The organism is Cellvibrio sp. KY-GH-1, assembly GCF_008806975.1.
Lineage (GTDB): Bacteria > Pseudomonadota > Gammaproteobacteria > Pseudomonadales > Cellvibrionaceae > Cellvibrio.
In genome coordinates, this window is sequence record NZ_CP031728.1 from 1,374,065 (window position 1) to 1,395,035 (window position 20,971).

Genomic DNA, 20,971 nt, shown 5'->3' on the forward strand with positions numbered 1-20,971 from the left:
CCTACACTGTTGCATTTTGGGCAGTCGCTGTTGCTATGCCTTGTTCAAATTCAGAGCGGAAATATTTCAATGCGCTTTGCAATGGCTCCATAGCCCCCGGTGCATGTGCACAAAAGGTTTTACCAGGGCCTAATTGACGCGTGAGCTGCTGCAAAATATCCAAATATTCTGCCTTGCCTTCACCGCGCTCCAGCGCGAGCAACATTTTTACCGACCAGGGCAAACCGTCGCGACAAGGCGTACACCAACCGCAAGATTCGCGCGCAAAAAATTGTTCGAGATTGCGCACTGCCGACACCATGCTCTGGGTATGATCTACCACCATTACCAAGCCTGTTCCCATACGGCTACCGGCCTTCATAATGGTGTCAAAATCCATAGCCAAATCGAGATGATCCGGTGTTAAAAAGTCAGTCGATGCACCGCCCGGTAACCAGGCTTTTAATTGCAAGCCATCGCGCATGCCGCCAGCGTGTTCGCAAATAATTTCGCGTGCAGTTGTCCCGATTGGCAATTCCCACAGGCCAGGATTTTTTACCTTACCCGATGCGCCGTAAATTTTGGTTCCGCCATCCGGGCTTTTGCCTTGCGACAAACCTTTAAACCAATCAGCGCCCCGGTTGATAATGTGCGGAAGATTGCTCAGTGTTTCCACGTTATTAACGATTGTCGGACGGCCCCACAGACCAGCGATTTGTGGAAATGGGGGCTTCGCACGCGGATTCGCGCGGCGACCTTCCAATGAATTAATCAGTGCAGTTTCTTCACCGCAAATGTAGCGGCCAGCACCTGTGTGCACATGTAAATCCATGCTCCAGCCGGAACCTAGAATACCCGAGCTTGAAATATTAGTACCGAGATAACCAGCCGCTTCTGCTTGGGCGATAGCCGCATTTAAATTTTGTGCTGCAAGAACATATTCGCCCCGCAAAAAAATGTACGCACGTTTTGCTTGTATAGCGAAACCGGCGATGATCATGGCTTCCACTAACTGATGCGGTAAACACTCCATCAACAAGCGATCTTTAAAAGTACCCGGCTCCATTTCATCGGCATTACACACCAGATATTTATCACCGGCATCTGGCCCCATGGGAATCAAACCCCACTTGATACCCGCAGGAAAACCCGCACCGCCACGTCCACGCAGGTTTGCATCTTTTACCACCGCTTGCACATCCTGCGGAGACATGCTGGTGAGTGCTTTACGAACCGCCTGATAACCGTCATGCGCTTCGTACTCTTTAATATCGACAATCGCTTGATTGTTGACGATGCGGTAAGTCAGCGGTTTTGTTTCCGCGAGTGCAGCATTGATTCCACCTGACGAATTCATCATAGGTATTTCTCCAGAATCGAAGGCACTTGCTCCGGGCTCACATTGAAATGGGTGTCATCATTAATCATGATCACCGGCGCTTTATCGCAGGCTCCCAAACAACAAATTGGTAACAGCGTGTAGCGATTGTCTTCAGTAGTTTGCCCGAGACCTACACCCAATTTGTTCATGATTTCGCCCTGAACCACTTCATAATCATTCAAGTGGCAAGCGATACTGTCACACACTTTAATGACGTTGCGGCCAACCGGACGGCGGAAAATTAAACTGTAGAAAGTAGCTACGCCTTCCAAATCCGGCGCGGATATTCCAAGCAAATCTGCGACTGGCTGAATAGCGCCATCGGGCACCCAACCATGACGGCGCTGAATGACTTTTAATGCATCAATCGATGCGGCGCGCGCATCATCGTAGTGATGAATATGGTGCTCAATTTCAGCACGATCTTCATCGGCCAACACATAAGGCTCGACATTAGGACGGTTGCTATCAGTACAAATAATCATAGTCGTTTACTTTGATAATTAACGGTCAACATCGGCCATCACAAAATCGATACTGGCCAGGTAAGCAATTAAATCGGGAATCATACTGCCGCGAATAACCGCCGGAATTTGCTGCAAATGCGGGAAGCTCGGCGTGCGGATACGCGTGCGATAACTCATGGTGGATTGATCGCTGGTCAGGTAGTAACTGTTAATACCTTTGGTCGCTTCAATCAATTGACTCGCCTCACCTGCTGGCATGATTGGCCCCCAAGACACACTCAGGAAGTGAGTGATCAGGGTTTCAATATCCTGCAAGGTTTTTTCTTTTGGCGGCGGGCAAGTTAATGGATGATCTGCTTTGTAAGGGCCTGCTGGCATGTTGTCCAAACATTGCTTGATGATGCGCAAACTCTGACGCATTTCTTCGATGCGGACGATGCAGCGATCATAGGCATCGCCGTTGTGCGCGAGCGGCACATCGAAATCAAAATTCTCGTAACCAGAATAAGGACGCGCCTTACGCAAATCGAAATTGATACCCGTCGCGCGCAAACCAGGGCCAGTAACGCCCCACTCTATCGCCTCTTTTGCGTTGTATTGCGCAACACCAATGGTGCGCGATTTCAATACGCTGTTTTTAATCGCGGCTTTAACATATTCATCCAAACGCTTGGGCATCCACTCCACAAAGTCGCGCACCAGTTTTTGCCAACCATTGGGCAAATCGTGCGCAACACCGCCGATGCGATACCACGCCGGGTGCATACGTCCACCGGTAATCGCTTCAATCACATCGTAAGCTTTCATGCGGTCGGTAAACATAAAGAAGATCGGCGTCATACCGCCAACGTCCTGAATGTAAGTACCCAAAAATAACAGGTGACTGGTGATGCGGAAAAATTCCGCCATCATCACGCGAATCGTTTGTACGCGCGCGGGCACTTTAATGCCGGCGAGTTTTTCTACCGCCAGCACGTAAGGCAAATTATTCATCACACCACCGAGGTAGTCGATGCGGTCGGTGTAGGGAATAAAGCTGTGCCAGGATTGGCGCTCGGCCATTTTCTCGGCGCCGCGATGGTGATAACCGATATCGGGTACACAATCGAGAATCTCTTCTCCATCCAATTGCAACACAATACGGAACGCACCGTGCGCACTTGGGTGATTGGGGCCGAGGTTGAGGAACATAAAATCTTCGTCGGCAGTGCCGCGTTTCATGCCCCACTCTTCCGGATTAAAACGCAAGCCTTCTTGCTCGGCATCTTGCTTTGCCGCATCCAACATAAAGGGATCAAATTCCGTGGCACGCGCCGGGTAATCTTTACGCAACGGGTGACCGGTCCAGGTGCGCGGCAACATAATACGTACAAGCAATGGGTGGCCATCAAATTCAATGCCGAACAAATCCCAGACTTCGCGCTCGTACCAGTTGGCGTTAGGCCAGAGTTTAATAACACTGGGAACGCTCAAGCTATCGGCAAATAAAGCGACTTTAATACGCACATCGCTATTACGCTCAATCGACAACAAATGATAGAAAACGGTGAAGTCCGCAGCAGGCAAACCATAGCGATGGGTGCGCAAGCGTTCGTCCATCGCGCTCAAGTCGTAAAGCATGGAATACGGCTGCGGCAAATCGCGCAAAAAACGCAAGACATCAACCAGTTTTTCTCTTGGTACCCAGAGGGTTGGAACATCATCTTTGGTCGGTTGGACAATAAAATTGCCTTCACCAAACTCTGCGAAGAGTTCACTTACCACTTTGGGTAGCGCTGTATCCAGACTTGCGTTCTCAGTCATCGATTGCTCATCACTAAAATAATTTTTTGAAATTTTTATCTTGCAGCGTCACTAAACGTCGGGCTTAAACCCCATCTGGCTCGCGCAAATTGACTACTTGAATACGCTCTTCCTGTTTAACGTCGCGCTGTGCGGGCATCACCGGGCGGAACACACCCTGATCACCACCAACCCAAGTCAGCGGGCGACGTTCTTTGCCAATAGATTCCTGCAGCAACATCAAACCTTGCAAAAAAGCTTCGGGGCGCGGCGGGCAACCGGGAATATAAAGATCAACGGGTAAAAATTTATCCACGCCTTGCACAACCGAATAAATGTCGTACATGCCACCGGAGTTAGCGCAAGAGCCCATGGAAATTACCCACTTGGGTTCCAGCATTTGTTCGTATAAACGCTGCACTACCGGCGCCATTTTGATAAAGCAGGTACCAGCTACCACCATCAAGTCTGCTTGACGAGGTGAAGCGCGGATTACTTCCGAACCGAAACGCGCCAAATCGTGTGGCGCAGTAAAAGCAGTAGCCATTTCTACATAGCAACAGGACAAACCAAAGTTGTACGGCCAGAGCGAGTTTTTACGGCCCCAGTTAACCGCGCCGTGCAGCATGTCTTCTAATTTGCCGAGGAATATATTGCGATGTACCTGATCTTCCACCGGATCAGGCGCTTGCTGTTGGCGGCGATCAGGATTGCCGGATTGCGGGTTATTCGGATCAATACGGGTCAGGGTATAGTCCATCGCTTAAGCCTCGGAAAACTGGAAACTCGAATACAGAAAGTGACCAGCAAAAAGCTGATCACAATAAAAATCAGGACAGATTGGAACGCTGGTTGGCCTCATCGCGAATGCGACGACGGCGGGATTCTGATGACCACTCCAGCGCACCCAAGCGCCAGATGTAGATCAAACCAACCAACAGAACGAGTACAAAAATCAGTACTTCAATAAAACCTGGCCAACCACTTTCACGCACGGAAACCGACCAGGCATAGAGGAATAATGCTTCGATATCGAAAATCACGAAGAACATCGCGATCAAATAGAATTTTGCCGAGAGGCGAAGACGCGCACCGCCAACAGAAACAATACCCGACTCAAAGGGTTCTTCTTTGGCGCGCCCCTTACTGCGACCACCCATAAATACAGGGATCGCCAACATAAATACGCAAACAAAAATAATGCCGAAGATGTAAACGGCAAATGACCAATTGTGCGCAATCGCATCCAGGGATGACATAGTTAATTCCTCGAGCATTTTTATACTCGTTGGCCGACACGGATGATAATAATTCTTATTGAAGCAACTTGTTTGTCACCACCAGCAAAACGCGGCATTCACGCGGCGCTGGTTGTTTCTAACACTCTGTCCGATGTCCTTAACTAACTATCTCGCGCCGCACGGCGTACGCAACAGATGTCACAATCCTGATGTAAAGAAAGGTATAGAAAGTGGCGCGCATTCTGTATGGTTACGCACCAAAAGCATGCAAAATCAGCGTAAGAAACCTGCAAAGTTTTCGTAAAATGTGGCACCAATTTAATCAGATTTAAACCATAAACCACGTAAGCGTCTCCGAGCAGGTAGCTCGAAAGGATGCTTCCATCCGAATTGTTTAGCACTAAGAGGTAAATCCATTTTTTCCTGGGAATTGCCTCCATCAGGGCTAGAGGCTTTTAACCAGACAGGTACAATACCGGCCAATCCATGATTACAACCAGCCTAGTTCGAATTGATCAGTTTTCAACCAATACTTACTGATTGCCAGGCCATTTATTAATACATAGCTATTAACAGGCGTTCGAACCCGGCGCTCTAACCAGATTTTGACCTTATGACCTTATCCCCTTTAGCCAAACCTCCGGTATCAATGCGCGCGGGTAATCGCCAATACTGGGGCCAACTCTATGGCAGCGCCCAAGCGCTCGCGATTGCTAACGCCGCTACACTTTATTCCGGGTTAAGCCTCATTGTGACTGCCGATACCAGCTCCGCGATTCGCTTGGAAACCGAGCTACGATTTTTTGCAGGAGATGCAAACGGCTTACCAGTCTTGCAATTAGCGGATTGGGAGACACTCCCCTACGATACTATCTCGCCGCACCAGGATATTATCTCTGAACGGCTGCGCACCCTTTATCAATTACCTGCTGTAAAACAAGGCATTTTGGTGGTGCCAATCACCACTTTGTTGCAGCGTTTGATGCCACAGTCATATTTGCTCGGTAACAGTTTGATGGTGTCGGTCGGCGAACAAATTGATACCAATCAATTGCGCCAAAACCTGGAACGCGCCGGCTACCGCTGCGTGGATACGGTTTATGAGCACGGTGAATTTGCCGTGCGCGGCTCACTAATGGATATTTATCCCATGGGCAGTGACCTGCCCTATCGGATCGATTTATTTGACGATGAAATTGAAAGCCTGCGTACCTTTGATCCTGAAACCCAGCTCACTATTGATAAAGTAGAAAAAATCCAGCTATTGCCAGCGAAGGAATTTCCGCTCAACAAAGCCGGGATTAATTTATTTAAACAACAATGGCTGGAACGCTTTGATGTTAACCACAAAGCTTGCCCCGTCTTCCAGGACATTAGCGCCGGTATTTCACCACCGGGTATCGAATACTACCTGCCGTTATTTTTTGATGCCTGCAGCACACTGTTTGATTACTTGCCACAAAACACTCAGGTGTATGCGCTGGGCGATATCGAAAAATCCGCGGAGAGTTTCTGGGTGGAGTTATTACGCCGCTACGAAAGTCGTCGTGTTGACCCGCTGCGCCCGTTATTACCACCAAGGGATATTTATCTTGCTATTGATGAGCTGTTCGGCCATCTAAAAAATTATTGCCGCACCTTTGTAGGTTCAACACCGCTCGACGAGAAAGAAGGACAAATCAACTTCGCCACCGAAGCAACACCTTCGCTGCCAATTCGTGCGCAGGCGGACAATCCGCTCGCTGCAATCCAGGCGTTTTTAATGGAATTTAATGGCCGGGTTTTGTTTTGCGCGGAGTCCGCCGGTCGCCGCGAAACATTATTGGAGTTACTCGGCCGCATTCGTATTCGCCCCGCCGCGCTCGAAACCTGGAACGAATTTCTGGCGAGCAGCGAAAAAATCGCTATTACCGTTGCCCCACTGGATCAAGGTTTATTACAAACGGACCCCAAACTTGCCGTAATTGCTGAGTCGCAATTATTCGGTGAACGTATCCAGCAACAGCGCCGCCGCAAGCAAACGCAAGACAACGCCGATATGGTGGTGAAAAACCTCACCGAATTAAAAATCGGTGCGGCAGTGGTACATATCGATCACGGTGTTGGTCGCTATCGCGGTTTGGAAACTATCACTATTGATAATCAAACCAACGAATTTCTAACACTGGAATATGCGGACGAAGCCAAGCTCTATGTTCCAGTCACTAACCTGCATTTGATTAGTCGTTACAGTGGTGCTGAGGATGATTTGGCGCCGCTGCACAGACTCGGTAGTGAGTCCTGGCAAAAAGCACGCAAAAAAGCCGCGGAGCAAATTCGCGATACAGCAGCGGAATTACTGGAAGTCTATGCGCGCCGTGCGGCACGCAAAGGTTTTGCATTCCCCGATCCTAAAACCGCGTATGAAGCATTCTCCGCCAGTTTTCCATTTGAAGAGACGCCTGATCAACAACGCGCTATTGAATCTGTGTTGAGCGATATGCTCTCCAATAAACCTATGGATCGCCTGGTGTGTGGCGACGTGGGGTTTGGCAAAACCGAAGTCGCCATGCGCGCCGCTTTTGTGGCGAGCCACGGTGGCAAGCAGGTAGCAATACTTGCACCTACAACCCTGCTTGCACAGCAACATTACGAATCACTGAAGGATCGCTTTGCGGAATGGCCAATTACTGTTGAAGTGCTATCGCGTTTCCGCACCACCAAAGAAGTGAATCAAGTCTTGGAGCGAGTTGCGGAAGGTAAAGTCGATATCGTTGTTGGCACCCATAAATTATTGCAGCCGGATATTAAATTCAAAAATCTTGGCTTGCTAATTATCGACGAAGAACACCGTTTTGGCGTGCGCCAAAAAGAGCAAATTAAATCGCTGCGCGCGGAAATTGATATTCTCACACTTACCGCAACGCCAATCCCCCGCACCTTGAATATGTCCATGGCGGGCATTCGGGATTTATCGATTATCGCCACGCCGCCAGCGCGTCGCTTGTCGGTAAAAACCTTTGTGCGCACTTACGATGAAGCCACCATTAAAGAGGCAATCCTGCGCGAAATTTTGCGCGGTGGCCAAGTGTATTACCTGCACAACGAAGTGGATACCATTGAAAAAACCGCACGCGACTTACAGGAATTAATTCCCGAGGCGCGTATCGCGGTGGGCCATGGTCAAATGCGCGAGCGCGACCTTGAGCGAGTGATGAGTGATTTCTACCACAAGCGTTTTAACATTATGGTGTGCACCACCATCATTGAAACCGGTATCGATATTCCCAGCGCCAACACCATTATTATTGATCGCGCCGATAAATTTGGCCTCGCACAATTGCACCAATTGCGCGGCCGCGTTGGGCGCTCGCACCACCAGGCCTATGCGTATTTATTAACGCCGGACCGACGTGCCATGACCGACGATGCGGTAAAACGTTTAGAGGCCATCAGTGCCGCCGAAGACCTGGGCGCAGGTTTTACCCTGGCAACTTACGATATGGAAATTCGCGGCGCCGGTGAATTACTCGGCGAAGAGCAAAGCGGCCAAATCCAAACCATCGGCTTCTCGCTCTATATGGATATGCTCGACCGCGCGGTTAAAGCCATTCGCCAGGGCAAGCAAGCCGATCTGGAAAAAGCACTCAGTGAAGCCATTGACATTAATTTGCGCATTCCGGCATTAATCCCCTCGGATTACTTGCCCGATGTACATACGCGATTGGTGATGTACAAGCGTCTGGCGAACGCCCAAAATGAAGAGGCACTGCGAGAGCTGCAAGTAGAGATGATTGACCGCTTTGGTTTGTTGCCAGAGGCAATTAAAAACCTCTTCCGCGTTACGCAAATTAAAATTCGCGCAGAAGCAATTGGCATCATCAAACTCGAAGCCAATAGTCGCGGTGGCAAAGTTGAGTTCACCAGTGATACCAAGGTTGACCCGCTGCAGATTGTAAAGTTGGTTCAAAGCCAACCACGCGTATACAAATTGGAAGGCGCCAGTCAGTTGAAATTTACGCTGGATCTGGAAGCGACCGAAAAACGTATCCAAGGTGTTATGGATTTGCTTGATTACCTGACACCAAAACACTAACAACGAATCGATCATTCACCACTGAAAATATTTCAGGAATCTTAATATGAATTTTGTTTCGCGAGTTTCGCATAACATAATTACCGGCTTGATCGGTGTAACAACTCTGCTCGCTAGCGTCAGCACCGTGGCACAAGCACCAAAGTCCAATCATGAGGGCTGGTACCAGGTGGAGTTGATTGTATTTGCACGCACAGATGATGCAGGCCAGGAGCATTGGCCCAACAATATTAAATTGCGCTACCCGGGTGATTGGGTTGAATTAAAGGACCCTAACGCAGCAAGTGCAACAGCTAGCCCCGAGGCCACCAACTCCATCGGAACAAATAGCACTCCACTAACTTCAACGGTAGATCTCACCAAAGAACCATTTTATTTGTTGCCTGCTGCTGAGCGCCAACTAAATGCGCAGGCCAAACGGTTGGAAAACAATTCACGTTTTGAAGTGTTGTTTCATCAAGCATGGCGGCAAGTCATCACTAACAAAAAAGCATCCAAAGCGATTTTAATTAATGGTGGCCAGCAGTTTGGCCAACACCAGACTTTGGAAGGCAGTATTCGCTTGAGTGTTGCCACTTATCTGGAATTGCAAACCAATTTTTGGTACTCGCAATTTGATGTGAATGTCGGCCAGGAGGTGACTCGCACCTGGCCGGAAATTCCCTTGCGCCCTAACTTCACGCGCACTAATACCTCTGGCTTATCGCTGGATAGTAATCTGGAGTTGGACCAAGCTTTAGCCAGTGAAAATCAGCAATGGGCAAACGGCAGCTTTGATCCCAACGCAAATAATGCGGCGACTGAAACTTCAGGGCAAGAATACGTAACACGTCAAATTATTTTGTTACAACAAGAGCGCGACATGCGCAGCGGTGAAGTGCATTATCTGGATCATCCGGTCTTGGCCGCTATCATTCAAGTAACGCCTTATACAGGAACGACAGAGGCAACTACGTCCAGTAAGGTTTCTGCACCATGATCAGATAAATATTTAAAAATTAAAAAGCAGAAACGCAAATTGAATAAATAAAAACCCCGGCTCGAAGCCGGGGTTTTTATTGTGTCGCATCAAACTACTTAGCCCAGCAGAACTACATCTTCTGCTTGCAAGCCTTTATCACCTTTTTGTAACTGAAACTCCACGTTCTGACCTTCAGCTAGGGAGCGGTAACCATCCGCACGGATATTTCGATAATGCACGAAAATATCCTCGCCTCCTTCTCCTCTGGTTATAAACCCATATCCACGCACGTTGTTAAACCATTTAACCGTGCCAATTTCACGATCTGTCGTCATATGAAACACCTCTACAGCCTTGATGCTTATTGTTATTTGCTCGGTTTGTCTCATCCGTTGATCGCCAGCACAGCAGGCCAGCAAGCTATCCAGAACTAACGGGTATTATTCGGTAGAACAAAAATACCCGAGTTAACAGATATTAACAAAACTTAGAAATAAGAGGTGATTTTTTTGTTGCTTCTTCAATCAAATTGTTGTTTTTGCAAATATGAAAATTGCTTTTTTAATGTCGCTAATACCAGCAGCAAGAACCCGCATCATCTCATCAAGGCTAAGCTCTTGATCTGCAAGGCCGGCGGCCCAATTCACTACCAGGCAAAGTGAGGCATATTCCATACCCAGCTCACGGGCAAGCGAAGCCTCCGGCATAGCGGTCATTCCAACCAAATCACACCCGTCACGAATCAGGCGCTGGATTTCCGCCGCTGTTTCCAAACGTGGCCCCTGAGTGCAACCATAAACAGCCTGTGGGTGAAACGGCAGTCCAGCCGAATTTAACGCCTTAATCAATAACTCGCGCATCCGAGCGCTATAAGGCTGAGTGAAGTCGATATGGTTAACATAACCATCTGCCGCAAAATTAAAACTATGCTCGCGTCCCCAGGTGTAATCGATTAACTGATGCGGCACAACAAACGCCCCGGGCCCCATTCCAACGCCCATTCCACCGACAGCATTGATAGCAAGAATGCGCGTAACTCCCGCCTCTTTTAACGCCCAAAGGTTCGCCCGGTAATTAATAAGATGTGGTGGTAACCGATGGCCTTTGCCGTGACGCGGTAAAAAAATAATTGAATTTATTTTGCCTTCAGACTCAATTTCAGCAAACGTGAGCGGCGCAGAGCAATCGCCGTAAGGAGTAGAAAAAAATCGCTCTTTAGTAATGCGCAATTCCGGAAATTGATTCAAACCGGAACCGCCAATAATTGCCAACATACATTAATCCTGACATGCAAAAATGCCCGGCGCATTGCGCCAGTAGTTGTGATAATCCATTCCAAAACCGAACACATATTTATCCGGAATCTCCAACGCACTGTAGTCTGCGGTAATTGGCGCTTGGTAGCCCTGGATTTTTTTTGTCCCTAACACTGCAATTTTTACCTGAGCAGCACCTTGTTCGAGGCAATAATCCGCGATTGCTTTCAGGGTGATTCCTTGATCCAGCAAATCGTCAACCAACAAAATATAGCGACCTTTTAATTCAACATCCGGCTTGCGCTTCCAGATTAATTGATTGCCTTGCAATGCCCCCTGGTAGCGAGTGGCATGCACGTAATCCACCTCCAATAAACAAGGCAACCGCGGCAATAAATAACCCAATGTTGCAAGGCTGCCATTCATTACCCCCAATACCAGCGGCGTTTTATCGCCCAGATCCTGAATAATGGGCGCAATCAAATTATCCAGCGCCTCTTCTACATCTTGCAGGCTGTAGAGACAATCGGCGGAAAAGTATACTTGTTGTAATTGTTCAATATTCATAATTAGCGACTCGCACTGGAACGCTTGGCGATATAGGCATCGTAATCGGGAACTGCGTGGGTCGATTCACGATTGAACAGCGGTGAGACCACCATAAAATCGGCAGAGCTTTGGTTACAGGCCACCGGAATATTCCATACCGCCGCAATCCGTAGCAGCGCTTTTACATCCGGATCGTGCGGCATTGGTTCAAATGGGTCCCAAAAGAAAATCAACATATCCACCTTGCCTTCGGTAATCAGCGCACCAATTTGCTGATCGCCGCCGAGCGGTCCGGAAATTAATTTGTTAATTGGTAGGGCCGTTTCTTTCTCAATTAACGCACCGGTAGTCCCTGTGGCAAACAAGGTGTGTTGCTGTAAATCGTTGCGATGCTTTTTACACCAGGCAAGTAAATCCTGTTTTTTATTGTCATGTGCAACCAGAGCAATAGATTTAACAGCAGGCAAACTAACTTCTTTATATTCCATAGGGCTTTACCTTAAAAATCGTAAACCGGAAAACCAGTCTAAAAATCTGTTTTCGTTAATGGGAATAATAACGGGCAAAAAAAATGACCTTGACTGAGTATAGACGGGGTCGCTCAGACAAGGTCATTTTGAATAACACAATAAGAATGGTAAGTGCTTAGTTGCTAAGCTCCAGCAACAGCTTATTCAAGCGCTGCACATATGCCGCTGGGTCCTGCAATTGTGCGCCTTCTGCCAGGTTAGCCTGATCAAACAGGATGTGCGCCAAATCGCCAAAACGGCCATCGTTGGACTCTGCATCCAGCTTTTTCACCAGCGGATGCTCAGGGTTCAACTCAAAAATAGGCTTGGAATCTGGCACTTTCTGACCAGCGGCTTCCAATATACGGCGCATCTGCGCACCCATATCGAATTGACCAACGACCACACAAGCCGGTGAATCGGTTAAGCGATGGGTTATACGTACTTCAGAAACCTCTTCACCCAAAGCAGTCTTCACACGCTCTAACAGGGGTTTAAGTTGCTCGGCAACTTTTTCCTGGGCCTCTTTCTCTTCCTCGGAATCCAGTTTACCCAGATCCAATTCGCCCTTGCCCACGTCCTGGAAGCTCTTGCCTTCGAATTCTTGCAAGTGACTCATCAGCCACTCGTCAACGCGATCCGACAACAACAACACTTCAATGCCCTTTTTACGGAACACTTCCAGATGTGGGCTACTTTTCGCGGTGTTGAAGTTTTCAGCGGCAATGTAGTAAATCTTTTCCTGCCCTTCTTTCATGCGCGCTACATAATCGTCGAGCGATTGGCTTTGCTCAGCCGTTTCAGTGTGGGTTGATGCAAAACGCAGCAGCTTGGCAATTTTTTCACGGTTGGCAAAATCTTCTGCCGGACCTTCTTTCATTACCTGACCAAATTCTTTCCAGAAAGTAGTGTAATTTTCCGGCTCACTCTTCGCCATTTTGCTCAGCATATCCAACACACGTTTGGTCAATGCAGAGCGCATGGAATCGATGTTGGGATCTTTCTGCAAAATTTCGCGCGATACGTTCAAGCTCAAATCATTCGAGTCCACTACCCCTTTGATAAAGCGCAGGTACAGCGGAAGGAACTGTTCTGCATCATCCATGATAAACGTGCGTTGCACATACAGTTTCAAACCACGTGACGCATCGCGGTTGTACAAATCAAAAGGCGCGCGTGCCGGGATATACAACAGGCTGGTGTAATCCAGAGTGCCCTCCACACGATTGTGGCTCCAGCTCAGTGGTTCAGCGTAATCATGGCTTACGTGCTTATAGAATTCTTTATATTCCTCATCAGTCACATCAGAACGTGAACGAGTCCAGAGTGCAGTAGCTGTGTTGATCACTTCATCTTCAGGCTCGGCACTTTCTGCATCTTCACCTGCTGGAGTTTGCTTTTGCATAACCACCGGAATGGCAATGTGATCGGAGTACTTTTTGATGATGGAACGCAAACGCCAATGATCCGCAAATTCCAATGCATCATCTTTCAAATGCAATTCAACAGTCATACCGCGTGATGCTTTTTCTACCGACTCAACGGTAAATTCTGCTTCGCCAGTACACTCCCAACGCACGGCTTCATTAGCTGGCGCACCGGCGCGGCGAGTAGTCACTACAACGCGATCGGCAACAATAAATGCGGAGTAGAAACCCACACCAAACTGACCGATTAATTGCGCATCTTTCTTTTGATCACCAGTCAACTTCTGCATAAATTGCGCAGTACCAGACTTGGCGATAGTACCCAAGTTTTCAACCACCTCATCGCGCGACATACCAATACCGTTGTCGCTAATGGTGAGGGTCTTTGCTTCTTTATCAAAGCTGATACGAATCTTTAACTCCGCATCACCTTCATACAAATCGCCATTGGAAACCGCTTCAAAACGCAGCTTATCCGCCGCATCCGAGGCATTGGAAACCAGCTCGCGCAGGAAAATTTCCTTGTTTGAATACAATGAATGGATCATCAAATGCAGCAACTGCTTGGCTTCGGTCTGAAAGCCACGGGTCTCTTTGCGGGCATCAACGGTCATTTGTCGAACTCCTGAATACATGCACGAATTTACTAGGGGAATCAGCCTTTACAGGCAGGTGAAGACTAAATGGGGCATAGGACGGGGAATTCAAGGGGGAAGGGTTAAACGGTTTGGGAGTACGACGCAGAGGCTCTATACCCTACTCAGCTAGCGGATTTTTTGTGCGGAACGCGAAGTTATCAGCCCAACGAACCCGTCGCCCTTAAAAAAGTGCATTCACCCACAAATCGCGTTAGCTAACCGTTCCACTTGAGAACGAACACTGAAACTACAATCCAGGACACCAACGGAAAGCCCGCCAGGATTACCACTGGTAGGCGTGTCTAATTTCTTTCTCGGTCACAGTCGAAACACCGGGAAGAACGAACCACATAACGACTACATTCTTTTCCGCCTTGCGGCTACAAATCACTTGTACACGACCCAACCCACAATCCTTTATCAAGGTTTGTTACGCATGACCAATCCATAGACAAGCTTGCGTTTTTGGCATCCGGGACTAATTCAAAGTAATAACCATGACCGAATGTTTCTTCGGATAAATCAGCGCGAAGAGTGCCGTTTAGTTCAATAGTGACGGACTCAATTAACCCCGGATGACTCAAACTATCGCCATCCACATCGATATCGCTAAAGCTGCTCGGCCACTCCTGATCATGATCTACGTAATACATTGCAATAGACATTTTCAACGGAGTAATGCGGGTCAACGCATCCGCCGCTTTGGCGCGAAGTAGCATCTGGTTGCTAATTTTATCAGGCAATTGGGTCAACCCGGATATTTGCGGTAAAGGTTCACTATTAGCGGAAGGCGATTCAGCAACATTTCCTATGGTAAATAACGGCGTGTTTAACCAATTTAATACGGTGCCAAATTTCCGGTATACGCCTGATAAAACGGTATTGTCATCTTTAGAAGCGAGCTTTGATTGAAACCAGTTATCGGTTGAAGCCAACATTTCATTTTTATTTTTAGCAGTGCCTAATTTTAAATATCTAAATACATCATTAATGGGTATCAAATAGTTAATTCCCAAACCTGCACCATCGCGTGTTAATAAGCCCGCCACCGTCAGTGCAATTAGTTCTCCGTGCTCGTTAAATACTGGCCCACCTGAACTGCCGTGGTTAACATTTGCATCGGTTTGCAAATAGCGGAGCCCTTGCATATCTCTATAGGCAGAAACAATGCCTTTTGTTGTAGTCTGACTATGCTCCAACGAAAGCGGAGCACCGATAATATAAATTTCATCTCCCACATCGGATTGATCCTTCGCAACAGTAACACCTTCCAGCCTGGAATAGTTGTCATTGATTTTAATCAAGGCAACGTCGCGAATGGCTTCCTTACGAACCAAAACTGCACCCAGCGTATTATCACCAATAAGGATATGAAACTTTGTCTCATCGCCAACCACGTGCGCATTAGTTAATACATAGCCATCGTTATTAATAACCACACCACTACCAAACCCATCTTTGGTTTTTACGATAACGGCGTTTTTCATCAATTGATCAGCGCTTTCTTTAAACGAACCTGCACCGGTGCCGTAATTGATTTTGACATTCACTTCCTCGTCAAATTTTTCTACCAGCGTAGTCATATCAACAGGCACAATCACTTTTGCAAATTCAGGGTCCGCCAACAAATTGTTCGTTGCAAGTGACAAAGCAGCATCAAAACTAATATCACCTCCATTTCTGATGGCCCTGACACTCATCGCGTTATGAGAACCCATGGTTTCCGTTGAATACAATAGTTTTTTGGCTAAAGGGTCATATAAATTCCATTTCACTTTTAGATAGGTCGCATTCTGTGTAATGTCATCGCTTTTTTCCGCGGGACATTTATTCATTTTTATATCAATGATTTCAGCTTCTAGATTTAAACTGGCTGCCGATGCACCGCCTTTAATACCATTGCGGACGGCATAACCAAACTTTTCAAAGATTGAAATACTTCCCCTAATAACACCGGGTTGAGTAAAGTCGACGATACCTTTCTGCCAATACAAATCTATTGGTCTACCACAAGTGATACGCCCAATCCTAACATTGGTATACTCTGAATCAGGCAGAGCTAGTTTGATTGAATTAAAATCGATCAATCGATGTGGGGAGGGGTTTGTATAATAAATAGCGTTCAGGGCTTCGACATCACGAATCAGATATTTACCCCGCACTTCAACCTTAGTAGCCTCTTTCTGATCTTGAGCTGCTTGTTTTTCACCAAAATGAACTTTGCCATCTTCATCAGTCCACTGATAGATTTCAGCGCGAACAACTGATGCAAAAACAATTAAAAGGCAACATAAAAAAAATCTGCGCATCTAAAGCGTCCTTTGTTGTAGTTTTATTTTCTTCAATTGAAAAGTTACCATTGCTTTAATTTGCGATAGCTTAAAAAAACCAGCAACCCACCCAACAAAAAACCTATTCGTATAACTTGATCTGCAAATGGCGAATAGACCACCAAACATGCAATACCCAACAAAAGCAGCACAACTGCAAAGGTACGCCTCATCGATAGCGCTATTTGCTGAAAACTGAATTTCGAAGTTTTCTCTTCTACCTCTGTTTGAGGCTCTGGTTCAATTGGCGTTGCAACCTGTTGAACAGGCTGGAGCGCCAACGCCACTTTGCTTTCGGGACGCGCAGGAGCGACTGGAGGAATTCTTACAGAAGGTTTGCGCGACTCAAGGGGCGATTGTTTTATATCGGATAGTTCAAGCTCGGTTTTTGCACCTATATTCAATAACTGCTGCTGAAGCTTGACACCAGACTCAAAGGTAAGCCCTTTTTTTATTATCGTCGGCCGCCCCGAAAACAGCGCCTCTACTTTCTCATCTGAGGCTTTGAATGCACTTGCCAATTTTCTTTTGGTGACTGAAATATCGAATCCTTGTTCAACTTCGCCCTTGAAAATTAAGTTGTATTCCATGACTTCGCTCACTTAGCACCCCTTTGGCCAATTTCAGCTTTTTTATGCCTTTTGGTTTGTATTAATAATCCAACACTCTCTGTACTTTCTACTGGAAGAAAGCACCCACACTACTCTAGTCGGAAAATTAACAGATTGGTAAAAGTGGCGCAAAAATATCAGTTAAATCAGAGGCAAAAAAAAGCCGCTCATTGAGCGGCTTTTTTAATAAAGAATTGGTAGGACTAAGCAGACTCGAACTGCTGACCCCCACCATGTCAAGGTGGTGCTCTAACCAACTGAGCTATAGTCCTAAAATGCATACCCTTAGGGTGTCAGGGCGCGCACTTTACCAAGGCGCACCCGCTAGGACAAGACCCAAAAACCATTTTTTTGAGCCCTACCCCCTCAGATGTTTAAGGATTCCCCAAACCGCGAGCGAGATCGGCTTTTAAATCGCCAATATCTTCCAGACCTACTGCAATACGAATCAGGTTTTCGGTAATGCCGGCATCCGCTTTTTGCTCTGGCGACAAACGACCATGGGTCGTAGTTGCCGGGTGAACAATCGTAGTTTTGGTATCACCCAGGTTTGCGGTTAAGGACATGATGCGCGTTGCATCGATAACCTTCCATGCCTCTTCGCGGCCGCCTTTCACACGGAACGACAACACACCACCAAATGCGGATTGCTGTTTAGCGGCAAGTTCATGTCCGTTATGCGATGGCAAACCCGCGTAAAAAACCTTCTCTACCGCCGGTTGTGCATTCAACCACTGCGCAAGCTCTAGAGCGTTGCGCGAATGGGCTTCCATACGCAAACGCAGTGTTTCCAAACCTTTTAAAAATACCCAGGCATTAAATGCACTTAATGTAGGGCCGGCGCTGCGAATAAAACCGAGCACTTCATCCACCAATACTTTAGCGCCGGCGACAACGCCACCAAGGCAGCGGCCTTGACCATCTATATATTTTGTAGCGGAATGGATAATTAGATCCGCACCAAACTTTAACGGCTGTTGTAACGCGGGCGTGCAGAAACAGTTATCAACCGCCAAGAGCGCGCTATGCTCATGAGCAAGATCTGCAAGGCGCTGGATATCAATCACATCGCACAGTGGATTTGAAGGAGTCTCCACAAAGACAAGCTTGGTGCTGGGCGTAAAACCCGCTTGCCACTCCTCGTAATTTACCGGATTTACAAACGTGGTAGTCACACCAAATTTTTGCAGATATTTAGTAAACAAAACTGTGGTAGTGCCAAACACACTGCGCGAGCACAGCACATGGTCGCCCGCCTTCAAGAGCGCGATACAGGTGCTCAATATAGCGGCCATTCCCGATGAGGTTGCCACTGCAGCTTCTGCACCTTCGAGCGCAGCGATACGCTCCTCAAACATGCGGACAGTAGGATTGGTATAGCGTGAATACACATTACCCGCTTGCGCACCGGAAAAACGATCTGCCGCTTCCTGGGCACTACCAAACACGTAGCTTGAAGTTAAAAATAACGCTTCACTGTGCTCACCTTCGTGCGAGCGAGTCTGGCCCGCACGAATTGCCAGTGTATCCAGTGCTGCGCCGAATAGCGGATCGTAAGAAAAATCTTCGTCAGAAAAATTGTCCATCAACATTCACCACAGATTGAATCAATTGGCTGCGACGTTAATTAATCGCGCGCCGCACCATTGTGCAAACCAATTGGCAATTCGATTTGCTTGGCTTTTTTGCCGGCTTTGGCACTGTCGTTGCGCGCCGCAGCAACCTTATCCAAATACTGCTGAGTTACATCGCCCGCACAATATTCACCGTTAAATACGGCGCAATCAAATTCTGTAACTTTACTATTGCCTTCAGCAGAAGCAGCAATTAGATCTTCAAGATCCTGATAGATCAACCAATCCGCACCAATTTCTTTACAGACCTCATCATCGCTACGACCATGAGCAATTAACTCAGCGGTAGTTGGCATATCGATACCATAGACGTTAGGGTATTTCACTGCCGGCGCTGCAGATGCGAAATACACTTTCTTCGCCCCCACATCTCTGACCATCTGAATAATTTGCTGGCAAGTCGTACCGCGTACGATGGAATCATCCACCAACAATACAACCTTATCTTTAAATTCCAACTCAATTGGATTCAGCTTTTGGCGCACCGATTTTTTACGCTGCTGCTGGCCCGGCATGATAAAGGTGCGACCGATGTAGCGATTTTTTACCAGGCCTTCACGGAACTTCACGTTCAGCCCTTGCGCCAATGCCTGACCGGCGACACGGCTGGTATCCGGAATGGGGATTACCACGTCGATATCGTGATCGGGGCGCTCGCGCAGAATTTTTTCCGCCAGTTTTTCGCCCTGACGTAAACGCGCTTTATAAACCGAAATTCCATCCATAATGGAATCTGGACGCGCAAAATATACGTGCTCAAAAATACACGGGCTTAACCGTGGATTTGTTGCGCATTGACGGCGATGCATTTCACCTTCTTCAGTGATGTAAATTGCCTCACCAGGCGCAACATCATCAAGCAATTCAAAACCGAGCACATCCAGCGCGACGCTCTCGGACGCAACCATATACTCAACACCGCCCTCTTCTGCATTGCGCTTGCCATACACCAATGGGCGAATGCCATGCGGATCGCGAAAGGCAACCAAACCATAATTTGCAATCAACGCAACTACGGCATAACCACCCGTTACGCGTTTATGCACTCCAGCAACAGCAGCAAACATATCCTCCGCTGTTGGACTTAATTTGCCTTGTTGTTGCAACTCGTGCGCAAACACGTTTAACAAGACCTCGGAATCCGAATCGGTATTTACATGGCGCAAATCAGTTTTAAAAATATCTTCACTGAGCTTATCGGCGTTGGTCAGATTGCCGTTATGCGCCAATGCAATTCCGTAGGGAGAATTCACATAAAAAGGCTGCGCCAACGCCGGGCCTGAACTACCCGCGGTTGGGTAACGCACATGACCTATCCCCATGCTGCCGAGCAAACGCTGCATGTGGCGAGTTCTAAAAACATCCTGCACCAGACCATTGCCTTTTTGCTGGCTCATGCGCCCGTTTTGACAGGTGACCATACCAGCGGCATCCTGACCACGGTGTTGCAAAATGGTTAACGCATCGTAAATCTGCACATTTACATCGCGCTTACTCACAATACCTACAATGCCGCACATAAACTCGCCTCAATAACTTTAACCAAAATAAAAACTGAAATTTCTAGACTGACTGCGCTTGCTCAACACTTCCAAACAGCGCTTGCACCCATTCACTGACCTCGCCATAGGCCGCCACAACCCAACCCTCACAGGATTGAAAATGGGGAATCAGCTGCGCCTGCTTCCACCAGTCATCTTCATTCACGGGGATAAACCCAGGCAATAGAATTAAAATTGCCATCACAATAATAAAAGCGCGCGCCGCACCGAATACCATGCCAAGCACCCGATCGGTACCCGACAAACCAGTCGCGCGCACTAATGCACCGATCAAGTAACTGACCATCGCACCAAGTAATAACGTGGAAATAAATAACACGGCATAGGCCGTCATCAAGCGAACAGAGGGGGTTTCAATATGGTCGACCAGCAGTGTTTCAAGCCGCGCACCAAAGACTCTGGCTACCAGCACGGCGGCAATCCAGATTACCAGCGATAGTGCTTCGCGCACAAAACCGCGAATCAAACCGATAAAACAGGACAGGGAAAAGATCCCGATAATGGCCCAATCAGCCCAATTCATTCGCCCGACCGCTCCGGAAGAAAAGTGAGAGGTTTACTAAGGCGCG

The 20,971-nt window shown here is 47.6% G+C and carries 17 protein-coding genes and 1 tRNA gene; 2 read left to right on the plus strand and 16 right to left on the minus strand.

Annotated elements, in window-relative coordinates; genetic code table 11:
• Position 1: 1 nt before the first annotated feature.
• From nuoF to ndhC, 5 genes are all read right to left on the minus strand, one after another.
• A complete protein-coding gene (gene nuoF / locus D0C16_RS05870; RefSeq protein WP_151031446.1) occupies positions 2-1,339 on the minus strand; it encodes an NADH-quinone oxidoreductase subunit NuoF in 1,338 nt (445 codons plus the stop codon).
• Positions 1,336-1,845 carry an NADH-quinone oxidoreductase subunit NuoE gene (nuoE, locus tag D0C16_RS05875; RefSeq protein WP_151031447.1) on the minus strand — a complete coding sequence of 170 codons (510 nt, stop codon included), beginning with the start codon at positions 1,843-1,845 and terminating at the stop codon, positions 1,336-1,338. Before nuoE ends, nuoF begins: the two co-directional genes overlap by 4 nt.
• 18 nt (positions 1,846-1,863) lie before the next feature.
• Positions 1,864-3,630 (minus strand): NADH-quinone oxidoreductase subunit C/D, encoded by a 1,767-nt coding sequence (nuoC, locus tag D0C16_RS05880; RefSeq protein ID WP_151031448.1) that lies wholly within the window; start codon positions 3,628-3,630, stop codon positions 1,864-1,866.
• 64 nt (positions 3,631-3,694) lie between these two features.
• Positions 3,695-4,237 (minus strand): NADH-quinone oxidoreductase subunit B, encoded by a 543-nt coding sequence (locus tag D0C16_RS05885; protein WP_370458217.1) that lies wholly within the window; start codon positions 4,235-4,237, stop codon positions 3,695-3,697.
• Between the two features lie 202 nt (positions 4,238-4,439).
• Positions 4,440-4,868, minus strand: coding sequence for an NADH-quinone oxidoreductase subunit A (gene ndhC, locus D0C16_RS05890; RefSeq protein ID WP_151031450.1), 429 nt, complete (start codon positions 4,866-4,868; stop codon positions 4,440-4,442).
• Positions 4,869-5,463: 595 nt separating this feature from the next.
• Here ndhC and mfd point away from each other — a divergent pair.
• Both mfd and D0C16_RS05900 read left to right on the plus strand, forming a co-directional pair.
• The gene (mfd, locus tag D0C16_RS05895) at positions 5,464-8,925 is read left to right on the plus strand and encodes a transcription-repair coupling factor (protein WP_151031451.1); all 3,462 of its coding nucleotides are present in this window, start codon (positions 5,464-5,466) and stop codon (positions 8,923-8,925) included.
• Between the two features lie 46 nt (positions 8,926-8,971).
• Complete coding sequence (locus D0C16_RS05900; RefSeq protein ID WP_151031452.1) at positions 8,972-9,904, plus strand: CsiV family protein; 933 nt, start codon at positions 8,972-8,974, stop codon at positions 9,902-9,904.
• Positions 9,905-10,002: 98 nt separating this feature from the next.
• Here D0C16_RS05900 and D0C16_RS05905 read toward each other — a convergent pair whose 3' ends face one another.
• From D0C16_RS05905 to D0C16_RS05955, 11 genes are all read right to left on the minus strand, one after another.
• Positions 10,003-10,221 carry a cold-shock protein gene (locus D0C16_RS05905; protein ID WP_151031453.1) on the minus strand — a complete coding sequence of 73 codons (219 nt, stop codon included), beginning with the start codon at positions 10,219-10,221 and terminating at the stop codon, positions 10,003-10,005.
• Between the two features lie 189 nt (positions 10,222-10,410).
• Complete coding sequence (locus D0C16_RS05910) at positions 10,411-11,160, minus strand: S-methyl-5'-thioinosine phosphorylase (protein WP_151031454.1); 750 nt, start codon at positions 11,158-11,160, stop codon at positions 10,411-10,413.
• Positions 11,161-11,163: 3 nt separating this feature from the next.
• Positions 11,164-11,709, minus strand: coding sequence for a hypoxanthine-guanine phosphoribosyltransferase (locus D0C16_RS05915; protein ID WP_151031455.1), 546 nt, complete (start codon positions 11,707-11,709; stop codon positions 11,164-11,166).
• Positions 11,710-11,711: 2 nt separating this feature from the next.
• The gene (locus D0C16_RS05920) at positions 11,712-12,179 is read right to left on the minus strand and encodes a methylglyoxal synthase (RefSeq protein ID WP_151031456.1); all 468 of its coding nucleotides are present in this window, start codon (positions 12,177-12,179) and stop codon (positions 11,712-11,714) included.
• Positions 12,180-12,336: 157 nt separating this feature from the next.
• On the minus strand, positions 12,337-14,241 hold the full coding sequence (htpG, locus tag D0C16_RS05925) for a molecular chaperone HtpG (RefSeq protein ID WP_151031457.1): 1,905 nt from the start codon (positions 14,239-14,241) through the stop codon (positions 12,337-12,339).
• Between the two features lie 404 nt (positions 14,242-14,645).
• Positions 14,646-16,574, minus strand: a complete 1,929-nt coding sequence (locus D0C16_RS05930; RefSeq protein WP_151031458.1) for a trypsin-like peptidase domain-containing protein — start codon at positions 16,572-16,574, stop codon at positions 14,646-14,648.
• A 44-nt stretch (positions 16,575-16,618) separates the two neighbouring features.
• Complete coding sequence (locus D0C16_RS05935; protein ID WP_151031459.1) at positions 16,619-17,197, minus strand: hypothetical protein; 579 nt, start codon at positions 17,195-17,197, stop codon at positions 16,619-16,621.
• 204 nt (positions 17,198-17,401) lie between these two features.
• A tRNA-Val gene (locus tag D0C16_RS05940) sits at positions 17,402-17,478 on the minus strand.
• A gap of 102 nt (positions 17,479-17,580) precedes the next feature.
• Complete coding sequence (locus tag D0C16_RS05945; protein ID WP_191968655.1) at positions 17,581-18,792, minus strand: O-succinylhomoserine sulfhydrylase; 1,212 nt, start codon at positions 18,790-18,792, stop codon at positions 17,581-17,583.
• A gap of 41 nt (positions 18,793-18,833) precedes the next feature.
• Positions 18,834-20,360 (minus strand): amidophosphoribosyltransferase, encoded by a 1,527-nt coding sequence (gene purF / locus D0C16_RS05950; protein ID WP_151031460.1) that lies wholly within the window; start codon positions 20,358-20,360, stop codon positions 18,834-18,836.
• Between the two features lie 43 nt (positions 20,361-20,403).
• Complete coding sequence (locus D0C16_RS05955; protein WP_151031461.1) at positions 20,404-20,925, minus strand: CvpA family protein; 522 nt, start codon at positions 20,923-20,925, stop codon at positions 20,404-20,406.
• Between the last annotated feature and the right edge of the window lie 46 nt (positions 20,926-20,971).